At 44.9% G+C, this 13,150-nt stretch carries 16 protein-coding genes; 1 reads left to right on the top strand and 15 read right to left on the bottom strand.

What is annotated here, in order from left to right; translation table 11 throughout:
• Nucleotides 1–39 precede the first annotated feature (39 nt).
• Nucleotides 40–1,647, bottom strand: coding sequence for an ABC-F family ATPase (locus tag C2756_RS06135; protein WP_215318033.1), 1,608 nt, complete (start codon nt 1,645–1,647; stop codon nt 40–42).
• Between the two features lie 110 nt (nt 1,648–1,757).
• Complete coding sequence (locus tag C2756_RS06140; RefSeq protein ID WP_215294754.1) at nt 1,758–2,468, bottom strand: queuosine precursor transporter; 711 nt, start codon at nt 2,466–2,468, stop codon at nt 1,758–1,760.
• 95 nt (nt 2,469–2,563) lie between these two features.
• Between C2756_RS06140 and C2756_RS06145 the strand changes: the two genes are divergently transcribed.
• Nucleotides 2,564–3,742, top strand: a complete 1,179-nt coding sequence (locus C2756_RS06145) for an acyl-CoA dehydrogenase (protein ID WP_215294756.1) — start codon at nt 2,564–2,566, stop codon at nt 3,740–3,742.
• On the opposite strand, the gene mnmH is transcribed toward C2756_RS06145, so the two are convergent.
• From mnmH to soxZ, 13 genes are read right to left on the bottom strand one after another with little or no spacing between them, the layout of a single operon-like run.
• Nucleotides 3,739–4,815: a tRNA 2-selenouridine(34) synthase MnmH gene (gene mnmH, locus C2756_RS06150; RefSeq protein ID WP_215318035.1), complete on the bottom strand. Its 1,077-nt coding sequence runs from the start codon at nt 4,813–4,815 to the stop codon at nt 3,739–3,741. The two genes, C2756_RS06145 and mnmH, sit on opposite strands and share 4 nt — an antisense overlap.
• Before the next feature lie 9 nt (nt 4,816–4,824).
• Nucleotides 4,825–5,244 (bottom strand): thioesterase family protein, encoded by a 420-nt coding sequence (locus C2756_RS06155; RefSeq protein WP_215318037.1) that lies wholly within the window; start codon nt 5,242–5,244, stop codon nt 4,825–4,827.
• 20 nt (nt 5,245–5,264) lie between these two features.
• Nucleotides 5,265–5,609, bottom strand: a complete 345-nt coding sequence (locus C2756_RS06160; protein ID WP_215318038.1) for a TIGR01244 family sulfur transferase — start codon at nt 5,607–5,609, stop codon at nt 5,265–5,267.
• A 60-nt stretch (nt 5,610–5,669) separates the two neighbouring features.
• Entirely contained in the window at nt 5,670–6,107 is a 438-nt protein-coding gene (locus C2756_RS06165) for a DUF6691 family protein (protein ID WP_251371999.1), read from the bottom strand.
• A 1-nt stretch (nt 6,108) separates the two neighbouring features.
• On the bottom strand, nt 6,109–6,546 hold the full coding sequence (locus C2756_RS06170) for a YeeE/YedE family protein (RefSeq protein ID WP_215318043.1): 438 nt from the start codon (nt 6,544–6,546) through the stop codon (nt 6,109–6,111).
• 18 nt (nt 6,547–6,564) lie between these two features.
• On the bottom strand, nt 6,565–7,686 hold the full coding sequence (locus tag C2756_RS06175; RefSeq protein WP_215318045.1) for a YeeE/YedE family protein: 1,122 nt from the start codon (nt 7,684–7,686) through the stop codon (nt 6,565–6,567).
• A gap of 17 nt (nt 7,687–7,703) precedes the next feature.
• The gene (locus C2756_RS06180) at nt 7,704–8,021 is read right to left on the bottom strand and encodes a hypothetical protein (protein ID WP_215294770.1); all 318 of its coding nucleotides are present in this window, start codon (nt 8,019–8,021) and stop codon (nt 7,704–7,706) included.
• Nucleotides 8,022–8,079: 58 nt separating this feature from the next.
• Nucleotides 8,080–9,057, bottom strand: coding sequence for an MBL fold metallo-hydrolase (locus tag C2756_RS06185; protein ID WP_215318046.1), 978 nt, complete (start codon nt 9,055–9,057; stop codon nt 8,080–8,082).
• Between the two features lie 5 nt (nt 9,058–9,062).
• Entirely contained in the window at nt 9,063–9,500 is a 438-nt protein-coding gene (locus C2756_RS06190; protein WP_215318048.1) for a DsrE family protein, read from the bottom strand.
• Between the two features lie 23 nt (nt 9,501–9,523).
• Nucleotides 9,524–11,254: a thiosulfohydrolase SoxB gene (gene soxB, locus C2756_RS06195; protein ID WP_215318050.1), complete on the bottom strand. Its 1,731-nt coding sequence runs from the start codon at nt 11,252–11,254 to the stop codon at nt 9,524–9,526.
• 56 nt (nt 11,255–11,310) lie between these two features.
• A complete protein-coding gene (gene soxX / locus C2756_RS06200) occupies nt 11,311–11,949 on the bottom strand; it encodes a sulfur oxidation c-type cytochrome SoxX (RefSeq protein WP_215318052.1) in 639 nt (212 codons plus the stop codon).
• 19 nt (nt 11,950–11,968) lie between these two features.
• Nucleotides 11,969–12,781 carry a sulfur oxidation c-type cytochrome SoxA gene (gene soxA, locus C2756_RS06205; RefSeq protein WP_215294779.1) on the bottom strand — a complete coding sequence of 271 codons (813 nt, stop codon included), beginning with the start codon at nt 12,779–12,781 and terminating at the stop codon, nt 11,969–11,971.
• A gap of 44 nt (nt 12,782–12,825) precedes the next feature.
• On the bottom strand, nt 12,826–13,134 hold the full coding sequence (soxZ, locus tag C2756_RS06210; protein ID WP_087909856.1) for a thiosulfate oxidation carrier complex protein SoxZ: 309 nt from the start codon (nt 13,132–13,134) through the stop codon (nt 12,826–12,828).
• Nucleotides 13,135–13,150 lie beyond the last annotated feature (16 nt).

Here is a 13,150-nt window from a genome sequence, read left to right on the forward strand (position 1 = left end):
GCTTATTATTTTTTAAATATACATTACTAAGGCGATCACTTAGCCAGTTAACTCCTGGCTACGTAAATATTCTTCATAAGTGCCCGAGTAATCGACGACCGTACCGTCCATCTTCACTTCCAAAATACGGTTAGCCAAAGCAGAAACAAATTCACGGTCGTGAGAAACAAAGATTAAAGTGCCATCAAATTTTTCAAGCGCAATTTGCAAACTTTCAATCGATTCCATATCCATGTGATTGGTTGGTTCATCCATTGCTAGCACGTTATATTTTTGGAGCATGAGTTTGCCCCAAATCATCCTGCCCTTTTCACCACCGGAAAGGACTTTTACTGACTTACCAATATCGTCACCGGAAAATAAGAGGCGTCCCAAAGTGCCACGAATGACTTGATCATCGTCACCAGTGTTGCGCCACTCATTCATCCAATCCATGAGCAGCTCATCTTTAGCAAACATATCCGTATTGTCTTGCGGCATTACGCCGACGTTCGCATTCTCTGCCCACTTCACATCTCCACTATCCGCGCTGATACCATCGAAGCGCTTGCTGAGAATAGTTTTTAGAAGTGTTGTCTTACCTGCTCCGTTTTGACCAATGATGGCAATTTTTTCGCCAGCACGCACACCTAACTTAAAGTTCTTGAAGATCACGCGGTCATAGGCCTTAGTGAGTGCATTGCACTCGACGGCCATGTTATGCAGCTTTTTCTCAGTATCAAAACGAATGAATGGGTTTTGACGTGAGGATGGCTTTACTTCAACAACTTCAATCTTCTCCAACTGACGTTGGCGTGAAGTTGCCTGACGTGCTTTAGAAGCATTTGCTGAGAAGCGGGCTACGAAAGCTGCTAATTCGGCAATTTTTTCTTTAGCTTTCAAGTTATTGCTTAACTGTTGTGTTCGTGCCTGAACCGATGCCAGCATGTAGGAGTCGTAGTTTCCTGGATAGACCTTCAAGGTTCCATAGTCCATATCGGCCATATGCGTACAAACTTCATTAAGGAAGTGGCGATCATGGGAAATGATGATGATCGTGCTTTTGATCTCATTCAAAATATCTTCTAACCAATGAATGGAGTGAATATCCAAGTTATTGGTTGGCTCATCTAAGAGCAAGACATCTGGATCTGAGAACAAAGCTTGAGCAAGCAAGACACGCAATTTCCAACCCGGAGCAACGTTGCTCATGGGGCCATCATGTTGCTCAATCGGAATACCAATACCCAATAACAACTCACCCGCTTTTGCTTCCGCGGTATAGCCACCATACTCAGCGTACTTCCCCTCGAGCTCAGCAGCCTTCATGTAGTCTTCGTCAGTAGCCTCTGGGTTGGCGTAGATGGCATCACGCTCAGCGGCAGCTTTCCACATCTCCTCATGACCCATCATCACTACATCGAGTACCCGCACGTCTTCATAAGCAAACTGATCTTGACGCAATTTACCTAAACGAATGCCGGGGTCTAAGCTCACATTACCGCTAGTTGGCTCTAACTCGCCACCCAGAATTTTCATGAAGGTAGACTTACCGCAACCGTTGGCACCAATGAGGCCATAACGATTACCACCGCCAAACTTCACGGAAATATTTTCAAACAAGGGCTTCGCCCCGAACTGCATGGTGATATTAGATGCGGACAACACGGATGTTTTCTAGCTTTCTGAAATTCAATTCAATAGATACCCCCAGTATTGGGAGCAAAGACCGATATTTTAACGGTTTAGAGCGAAGAAAGCCTTAAATCAAGTGCTGATTAGACTTTGACCCTAAATGGGGTGAAATTCGTGTGGATATCGTAATAATCCTCATTCTCTTTGCGCTTGAGGAAATTGACGATCCAATAGGTGAAAGGTGTCGCCAAAACCTCCCAGGCCGTTTTCAGAGCATATTGAGCTAAGGCTACCTGGATAATTTCGTGGGTTGGCCAGATGCCATAAAAAGCCAACATATAAAAGAATGAAGAATCAACCATCTCCCCCACTGCAGTCGAACCAATCGTGCGCATCCATAAAAAACGCCCTTGAGTCCAAATTTTCATCTTGGCCAATACAAAGCTATTGGCAAAACTGCCGCACCAAAATGAGAACATGGAAGCCAAGGCAATACGCCAAGAGTTACCAAAGACGGTTTCTAAACCATGCTGATAGTTGGCCATGTAAGTGCCGGGTGCCACTGGTAACGCAATCACGATCTGTGCCATGATGGCTGCAAATGCTAAGGCAGCAAATCCCGCCCAAGCAGCTCGACGGTCATAAGCGTAACCATAAACTTCCGTGAGGATGTCACCAAAGAAATAGGCGATCGGGAAAAACAAAATACCGCCGCCAAAGGTCAATTCACCAAAATACGGCAAGTTCACCACTGCCGCTTTACCAGCACCAATAAAGTTCGAGCACAGTAGCACGACCACAAAGGCAGCCAAAATCAGGTCGTAATAGCGATGGTGTCGTCTCGGCGAGTCCATAAGTCAAGAAAAATGGATAATAGAAAGAAGAATATCCGCATTCTTGAACTTACGCAGGAGGCGGTCAGAAAACAATCTATAGGACAACCAGAAACATGAGCAAAGCCAGCTTTAATTGGGAAGACCCCCTCTTACTTGATACCCAGTTAACTGAAGAAGAGCGCATGATCCGTGATGCTGCCGCAGAATACGCTCAAGGGCGTCTCATGCCCCGCATTTTGGATGCCTATCGCAATGAGACTACTGACCCTTCTATCTTTCGTGAGATGGGTGAGCTCGGTCTATTAGGCATCACCATTCCGGAACAATACGGCGGCGCCAATTTAAATTACGTCTCTTACGGATTGATTGCTCGTGAAATCGAGCGGGTCGATTCTGGTTACCGCTCCATGATGAGCGTGCAATCTTCTTTAGTGATGGTGCCTATCAATGAGTTTGGTAGTGAAGCACAAAAGCAAAAGTACTTACCTAAATTAGCCACGGGCGAATGGATTGGCTGCTTTGGCTTAACTGAACCAAACTATGGGTCTGATGCTGGCGGCATGATTACTCGCGCTAAGAAAGTACCCGGTGGATTTTCTTTGACGGGTTCCAAGATGTGGATCTCCAACTCCCCAATCGCTGATGTATTTGTAGTGTGGGCTAAAAATGATGAAGGCGTTATTCGCGGCTACATCTTAGAAAAAGGGATGAAGGGCTTAAGCGCTCCAAAGATCAGTGGCAAGATGGGTCTTCGCGCTTCTGTTACCGGTGAAATTGTGATGGATGAAGTGTTTGTGCCCGCTGAAAATGAATTCCCAGAAGTCACTGGCCTGAAAGGACCCTTCACCTGCTTAAACTCTGCACGTTACGGGATTTCTTGGGGCTCATTAGGTGCAGCTGAATGGTGCTGGCATGCAGCGCGTCAATACACCTTAGATCGCAAGCAGTTTGGCAAACCCTTGGCTGCCAATCAACTGATTCAAAAGAAATTAGCGGATATGCAAACCGAGATTGCACTCGGATTGCAAGGTTGCTTGCGTTTAGGTCGCATGAAAGACGAAGGCATCGCTGCTCCTGAAATTACCTCCATTATGAAACGCAACTCTTGTGGCAAGTCTCTAGAGATTGCTCGTATGGCACGTGATATGCATGGTGGTAACGGCATCTCTGATGAGTATGGCGTGGTGCGTCACATGATGAACTTGGAGGTCGTGAATACCTACGAAGGTACACATGACATTCACGCTCTCATTTTGGGTCGTGCTCAAACCGGCATTCAAGCTTTTAGCTAATTTAGGTTTAGCTTCGCCACGATGGCCTTTGCTGCTTTAGCAAAGGCCTCATCACTGTCATTCTCAAGTTGTACAAAATTCTCAATCTTATATTGAGGAAAGTTGCGCACGATCGAGGATTGATAGGAAGGGTCATAGTGCATGACCAACAACTCTTCAACTAAAGATGGAAACTGCTTTGCGTCAATTGCTTCATTCCATTGGGCAATTTGCACTTTTCCATAATGTGCTGTGAGTAGTGCTAATTTACGCTTGAAATTATCGGTATCACTTAAAAAATGATGGTATTCACGAATCAACCATGACACCCGTGTTTGGGTGCTTGATCTCAATTCAATGCAGGCGCCATTGCGAATCTTTTCCATCAAGGCATCGGGGATGTGAACACCGCCTACCTTTTTACTTTCTGATTCTACGAGCACGGGCTTAGTTGGGTCTAGTGAGCGCAGCGCATTCCAAAGCGCAGTTTCAAAACCTTTTTGTGAAGGCTGCTCGATATTGGGCTCATTGCCTAGAACCGAGCCACGATGAATCGCGAGGTCTTCTAAATCTAGGATCTGAGAATCATACTGCTGCGCTTCTTGAAGCACTCTTGTTTTACCGCTACCCGTCATGCCACAAATCACATGAAAAGAGAATTGCTTTGCTGCAGCCTCTAATCCATCGATCACAGTTCTTCTGAATCCTTGATAACCACCTTCTAGCTGCATCGCTTTCCAGCCGATACGATTGAGGATATGAGTAAACGCCCCGCTACGCTCACCACCGCGCCAGCAATAAATCAATGGTCGCCATTCACGGGGCATTTCCAATAAATAGTCTTCTAGATGATGAGCAATATTGCGAGAAACTAAAGCGGCACCCAGCTTCTTTGCTGCAAAAGGAGAAACTTGCTTATACAAAGTACCAATCTTGGCGCGTTCTTCATTATCTAAAACGGGGTAGTTGACAGCGCCTGGAATGTGATCGAGAGCAAACTCAGCGGGTGATCTGACATCAATAATGAGATCAAAACGATCTAACTCCGTCAGAAATTGATCTAACTTTAAAATATGCGGATTGCTAGGTTGCATATCGCAGCGTTAGCTAATCTTCTGCAAAATGTGTTCAGGCCAAGGCGCTGATTTATTGGTAGTGAGATCTACCCAAACCATCGTAGCACCACCAATCGCAGCCTCTTCTTCAGGCGTAGTGGTCAAAGACATGATGGTATAGACATCCATACTGGTTCTACCGATAGCGCCAATCGATGTTTTGAGGATCAATTCACCTGGGTAAGAGAGTTGTTTATAGAAGTTACAAAAACCATTCATCATCAACATCGACTCACGCCCAGGGGCTACCTGATAACCCATTGAAGTAATCCATTCAACACGCGCTTGCTCCATATACCGAAAGTACACAGTGTTGTTAACATGTCCATAAGTATCCATGTCACCCCAACGAATGGGCATAATCATTTCATGAACAAGCTTTCGCTCCTCTGGGATGGCGATGCGCATTGTGATGCAGTACTGTGGATTTATTTCACTTGCAATGCAAGTTGATATAAATTGGTTGATCGAGCACCTGATCGGCAAAATGCAAGAACTGGACTAGGCATCGTGTTTAACAAACGTGCCATCTCTCTCACTTGCTCAACAGTCATCGCGCTAGGCACCACTGGCAAGTAGGCGTATTGCAAGCCTAATTTTTCTGCTTCAGCTTGAATATCAGCATTCTTTGGCTGATCAGGACCGCCTTCACCGTCAGGGCGATTATTGATGACGCTTTTATAGCCTTGCTGAGCAATTTCAGCAAGATGGCTTGGATCAATTTGACCAAGTGTGCCGAATTGATCGTTATGACAAGTAATAGGAAGACTCATGACACCCTCTTCAATTAAGAATTAACACTATGAATAGGAGTGATTCTAAATCAGGCCGAACTAGACCGCGTGTTTATAGGCGCCAAAGAACCGGTCGCAAAGCGCCATTCCAGCCAACATCGCAAGCACAAATACCAGCGCCTTCAAGTGGCCAGCACCAAGAGCAACGATGGCTGGGCCTGGGCAAAATCCAGCCATCCCCCAGCCTGCCCCAAATATCAGACTGCCAATGATGAGAGGTTTGCTGATGTCTCGTCTTTGGGGGATATGCAAGGCGTCACCAAAAAAGGCTTCTGTTCTTTTGCTGACGACATAAAAGCCGCCGAGACCCACAATCACAGCACCCGCCATGACAAATATTAAGGATGGATCCCACGTTCCTGCTAAATCCAGAAATCCTAAGATTTTCTGTGGATTGCTCATGCCGGAAATAATCAAGCCCATCCCAAAGAGGACGCCAATGAGATATTGACTCAACAAACCGAAGTGCCTTTTCACATCAGCCTCCGATCACATGACGCAGAACAAAAACAATCAAAAAGCCAGCAGTCATAAACGAGACCGTAGCCACTAAAGAACGGGGTGATAAACGCGAGAGTCCACAAATACCATGGCCACTGGTGCAACCAGAGCCATATTGAGTGCCAAAGCCCACCAAAAGACCGGCAATAACTACCGCAAGCCAATCAGCCTCTACCTCAACAATAGGACGTATTTCAAAAAATAATGCTGCCAATAATGGAGCGGTGAGTAATCCTAAAATCAAAGCCATGCGCCATGCGCGATCGCCTGACATGGGATGTAAGAGACCGGAAATAATTCCGCTGATACCTAAAATTCGACCATGAAACAATACATAAAGAGCTGCTGCAACACCCAGAATTATTCCCCCTAACAAAGAAGGAATGGGTGTGAATGAGAGCCAATCAATTTGCATGTATTTTGTCTAGTCTGATTAAGCGCAAGGGTTAGGAGCATGGCGCATTTTGAGATAGCAGAGTGCTAAGTAGGCACCAAAGATAAAACCTGGTAGAGCTAACAGAGAGCCGACTGCAAGGGTAGAGATGCCACTTAAACCCTGACCTACAGTGCAGCCTAAGGCAGTAACACCACCAAACCCCATCAATGCAGCACCCACTAAATGATTGCCAGTATCTTCGGCATCCCGAAAGGATTCAAAGCGAAAAGATTTTGTGGCTAATGAGACAAATGCTGAACCCAAGATCATCCCCACTACTGCAACAATGCCAACCGTCAATACTTTAGAGGTATCGCTATACATCATGAGCCAGTCTAGAGAATATGCGTATGGCGCTACAAAAGATAAGCTCTCCATGCGACCAGAGTTGGTGACTAAGAACACTTCCTCAAGCGTATTGGGATCCTCAGCAACATATCCTAGATTGCCAGATACCCACCAGACTGCACAGATAGCAAGACCTACCGCTACCCCAGCAAATAAATTATTAGCAGTCCAAAATGCTTTGCTAGCAAGCGCATAAGCAATGAATGCAAAGCCGATCATGAAACCCAAAGCCAGATGAAGATGTGAGCGTGCCATTCCCAATGGAGCGCTCAGAAGACTCGGCAAATCTTGTGGCGTATTAAATGCAATGAAGATGGTATCCAAAGTATTGATCCGAATGACACCCAAAAAGCCACGCATCGTCATATAGGCAGTTAAACCTAAGACCATAAAGACGACTACAGACTTCAAATTACCGCCACCAATCCGCACTAGAGTCTTACTACCGCAACCAGACGCTAAGACCATCCCAAAGCCAAACAAAATACTGCCTACTATCGTAGAGAGCCATAAAAACTTATTGCCGGTATAAAAACTCTTCAGAGGATCAACTAGGCCCAGATAAGACATTAAGGCAAAACCAATCATAGCTACACCAATAGCTAAAAACCACTGCCTTAAGCGCTCCCAGCTAGACATGATGAATACATCAGATACTGCACCCATGCTGCAAAAGCCAGTCTTTTGCATCACTGCACCAAGCAAAAAAGTAATAGCAAAAGTCGCCCAAAGGACTGACTTGCTTAATGAATTGATATCGACAACATCCATAGCGACTATATAAAAAGTTAAGGTTTGAATTTATAAAACTGTTGATTGAGATAGGCAACAACATCAGCCTCATCTTCAGGAAAAAGATCTAGGCGAAGCTCGGTATTACAAAGGCCCACCATCTTCTTCAAATTGGCCATCGACTTCACCTTGCCATCGCTGCGCGTATAAATCATGTCGCCATTACTAAAACCGGATTTCTTAGCATGACAGGCATAGCATTTTTGCTGATCAATGGTTTTACCGTTTGCCAAATCGGGCGCAGCAAATACTGGTGCACTCACTAGTGCACTCAGAGCTACTACTGAGAGGGTTTGGATAAAAATCAATTTCATTACAAATCAAGGATTTAGCATTAATTCTCTATTTTAAGGCCCAATAGCCAAAATTGCCCTACTCCGCCTGGATCGACAGATAAACGTTATAGGCATTCATGCGGTTGGCAGCTCTATATAAGGGCATTCCTTCATATTCTGACCAATCCGTCTGTTGATACGCCTCCTCAAAAGGATCCATATTGATAGCGGCCTTAGCCATTGAGTCGCGCAGATACTTCAAATAGTTTTTTGTAAAAGCAATGTCTTCCTTGGGCTTAACCGAAAAGCCGCCATGGCCAGGAATCACAACATTGGGGTTGAGTTTTGCAATCTCATCTAAGGCAATTAACCAACCTTTGCTATCAGCATTGCCCACAAATGGAATACGGCCCCGAAAGACGAGATCGCCAGCAAAGAGGACTTTTTCTGAGGGAACATACACCATCAAATCCTCTGGGGCATGCGCAGGACCGACTCGACTAATCAAAAATTCCACCCCACCAATGTTCAATTTAGATTGTTTATCAATCCAAACATCTGCCGATATCAACTGAGTATTTGTATTCACCCAAGGTGCAAAGTCAATCCTGGAGGCAATCAAACGTTGCTTCGCTGTCTCAGAAGAGAGATAGTTTCTGCCCTCACCTTGGGCATAGATCTTGGCGCCAATCTTTTTAAATTCTTGCAAGCCATAAATATGGTCGGCATGGTAGTGACTCACAATCACTGCCACCACTTTTTGCTTGGTCACTTTCTTAATCTCAGCAATGAGCTTTTGCGCCAAGATCGGCGAGCCCAATGCATCCATCACTACTACACCACCTGGCGTAACCACAAAGCCCGCATTAGAAATAAAGTTCTGATTGGCACTACTACCCATTTCCGCAAAACCCTGCACAAAATAAGTATGGGGAGCCACTTGCACCGGCTTCAGTTGGATGGCATCAACAGGATTAGTTGCTTGTGCATAAGCGACACTACTAAAGACGAGAGATCCTATTAGGATCCCTATCAAATGGCTTACAAACCGAATATAGCTATTGAAGCTATTCATGATCCTTAAGGCTTGATATATGCAAAGCCATCTTTATATTGCAGATCTGCAACCCGCACGACACCGGATGGTGTGAAATCCGCGTCAAGGGTGAATTGATCCTTCTTCAGGTTACGATTTTTCAGAGTAATTTCACAAACTTCAAATTTCACACCGCGGGATTTCAATGCACCAACCAATGGGGCATATTCTGTGCCATTCTTTTTATCTTTAGCACCTTCCATCAACAAGTCAACGCCATTGGCATGTGTCACCACAATAATGCTTGTCTGTGGCGATACATCTAAATGATTGCGAATATTGCGCAAGCCTTTTAAACCTTGAGCTTCAGCATCATCAATGTGATACACCACTTTAGTTGAGCCGGTTGATTGGGCTTGGGCCATTGATGTAAAGCCAATAGAGATCAATGATGCAAAAATCAGGGTAAGAATTTTTTTCATTGCAAAAGCTTTCAAGATTAAATTTAGATCGATGCCATACCGGGGTTATTCGAAACACCCTTAATGACAGGTTCATTGAGCTTCACTGCTTTGACAACTTTCACGTCACGTAAATGACGTTCCATTACATCCCAAATTGGTTCGCCACCAGTATTTTTTGCTTCTTCGCTTACCGGTGCCCAACCAGCAACTTTATAGGTCTTATTGGCTTCGATGGGTTTGCCATGAAGTCGCATATCGGTAATACGCTTACCTGCACTTTGAGCAGGATCAATCGTGTATTGCATGCCGCCAACCCGCACCATATCGCCACCTTGTTGGTAATACGGGTCAGGATTAAATAAATTATCCGCAACATCTTCGAGAATGGTTTTTATAGTCTCACCAGTCATATTAGTGACAGTAGTGTATGGATAAGTAATGGCTGTTTGATCAAGCAAGTTCTCGCGGGTGATCGGCTGGCCTGGTAACAGACTGGTACCCCAACGAAAGCCTGGTGAGAAAGCAATCTCTGCATTCTTCTGCGCCATGAGGCCATCCAAAATCAGCTGGTCAAAGCTACCGTTGAAATTACCGCGACGATATAAAAGACCTTCTGTGGTAGCTAACTTTTCACCTAACTTCGCTTCATATGGAGCTCTCACTTTAGCAATTAACTTATTCATGGCTGGATCAGCAGGAATCATATAGGAGAAGATAGGCAGCAACTTGTAACGGAAATCAACTGGCTTGCCACCCTTCACATCAAAATCTAAGACACCCAAGAATTTGCTATTTGAGCCAGCGTTAGTCACTAGAGTGATGCCGCCAGCATTCTTCACCTTGACTGGAATAGGAACGCCATCATGGGTATGGCCACCTAAAATGGCATCTAAGCCCCGCACTCGGGATGCCATCTTCAGGTCCACATCCATACCATTATGGGATAGAAGAACCACAACCTTGGCACCTTTTGACCTCACTTCATCAATCGTCTTTTGCATATTCTCTTCTTGAATACCAAAAGTCCAATCAGGAGTGAAGTAGCGAGGGTTTGCAATTGGTGTATATGGGAACGCTTGGCCAATGATGGCAACTTGTATTCCATTCTGTACTTTCATGACATAGGGATTAAATACTATATCGCCAAAGTCCGCTGTCTTGATGTTTTGTGCAATGAAAGAAACCTTACCTTTGAAGTCACCATTGACAATTTCCATCACGCGCTTCTCACCTAAGGTCATCTCCCAATGCGGCGTCATCACATCAACACCCAAGGCAAGGGCAGCATCCACCATATCCTGACCATTCGTCCAGAGTGCAGTACCAGAGCCTTGCCAAGTATCCCCACCATCGAGCAGTAGCGCTCCTGGGCGAGTGGCTTTCATTTGTTTAATCAAGCTAGCCATATGAGCAAAGCCACCCATCTTGCCGTAGTTTTGCGCAGCAGCCACATAATCTAAATAGGTGAACGCATAAGCATCACGAGTACCTGGGGCAATACCATTCGCTTTTAAGAAGTATTCACCAACTAAATGTGGAGTCTTGCCTTCTTGAGTGCCAATACCAAGATTCACATTGGGTTCACGGAAATAGATTGGCAACAACTGCGCATGGCAATCTGTGAAATGCAGAAAATGGACATTACCAAATTTAGGTAGATCGTAAAATTTTTGGGCAGCGGTTTGTGCATTCACAAAATTGGATTGCAAACTCATCCCACCAGCAGATGCAATCGCCAAAGCTTGCAAAAAATCACGACGACTTAAAGACATAAAGTTCCCCTTGCAAAAACAGGCCTGTCGGCCTGTTCTTTATTTTTTCTATTGACTTACTGATTGACTGGAGAGGCAGGATCCAGCAGTAAAGCCATCACATCCTGAATTTGCTGCTCATTTAAGAGCTTGAAGTGGGCGAAACGCGGCATATTGCTGCATGCGTTATAGGCCTTAGAGTTATTGATGCGATTCCAGGTATAGGTCACCACTTCAGGTGAGTAGCCACGGAGCTTGCCGTAGTTCCAGAGAGTGGGTCCAATCGTTCCATAAGAAATCTCTTTCTTATCGATCTGGTGACAGTTATAACAACCACCGCCGACTGGGGTATCTGCTTTGTCAGTCCAGGTTGCACCGCGACCGCTCTGTGCAATCGCTTCACCCTTCTTCCAATCGCCAATATATTTACCGTCAGAAGGCTGCTTGATTGAATCCATATTCATCTTCTGAATCTTCTCGCGCATTTTTTCGCCTTGCTTGCTGGTCGAGAAAACAGGATCAGAACAGAACTTTTGGGTTGCATCTTGATCAATACGATCCAAGCCAGCGATACCATCTGCTCTAAAGCCATCCTTCATCATCTTATTGAATTTAAGGTCATTCGCTTGCTGAGCGATTGCAAAGTCTTGCATGCTGAATGCTGCTACTGCAAAAGTAGTAATAGCTAAGAGGGATTTGATGTTCTTCATATTCATATTCTCTGTCTCTTATCCATTAACGCTTCAAACCAGGAGTTTCAACTGTTCCACCATTGGCATTCTTTGCCATATACATCGACAAAGCTACAGTCAAATCAGAGCCATAAATCGGGAATGGGAAACGCTGCTGACGATAGCAATCGTTCAAACGCTGTTGCATGGTCCAAAACTGTCCGCTTGAGACGCGATATGCTGGCCAATAGCCCCAACCCAAAGCAGCACCCTTTTGTGTAGTGATGTTGGGTAGGTCTTGCAAGCGAATCCGCTTACCATCCTCACCGTGACAAGACGCGCAGGAAAAATCCATGGGACCACCCTGGAAATAGAATGCACGCTTACCAAGCTCATACATTTCTTTTTCTTTAGGATGATTCGTGCTCACTTTAATCTTGTCACCCTTAGATAAAGTGACTACGTAAGCCACAATCGCCTCCATATCCTTCTTAGGTCCCTTTTGAAAGGGGGCATCAACTATTTCTTGCAGGTCACGACCCTGTAGCTTTTGCATACACGTCATCAAGCGTGACTCAAGATCTTGAACTTTATTAGTATCTTTGAAGTAGCGTGGCAGTTGTGCTGCTGCACCTTTCACAACTCCAGGCCCTAGACCTAAATCACACTTCTCAAGTGTGGCGTTTTTAGGACCGGCTGGTTTTTTCCATAACTCTTCACCCGCAGCTTCATACAGCTCGGAAGGATTTCCATCTGCAATCATCTCGCGATACTTTGCAATATCATCTGTTGCATTTTGCGCATACGATGAAGATGAAATTGACAAGATTGTTGCCAATACTCCTGAGGCTAAGCCTAAGGTGAATTTACGCTGCATTTATTACCCTTTCAAAACTATAAAGATGGCAAAGATATTTGGCATTAAGAAGCAGTTGCTTCATCGGTGCGCTTGTCACCTTTGCTATCAACCCAACTCACTACAATCTTGTCGCCTTTGGCGCCTTTGTATTTGAAGTTCAAAAATGGATCCTTAGAAACTGCTGGACCAAATTGACCATTCAATACATCTTTACCATTTGCTTTGACATTAATTGTGCTGATGAACCATGCAGGAATCGTTTTACCGGCAGCATCTTTACGCTGACCAGATTCCATATCGTGCTTCATCAAAATTTTTACATCCACAATTCCACCGTTCTCAGCAGCTCTAACGCGCATTGGATCAGCCATGTTTTCCTCTTGTATC

Source organism: Polynucleobacter sp. UB-Siik-W21, assembly GCF_018687415.1.
Lineage (GTDB): Bacteria > Pseudomonadota > Gammaproteobacteria > Burkholderiales > Burkholderiaceae > Polynucleobacter.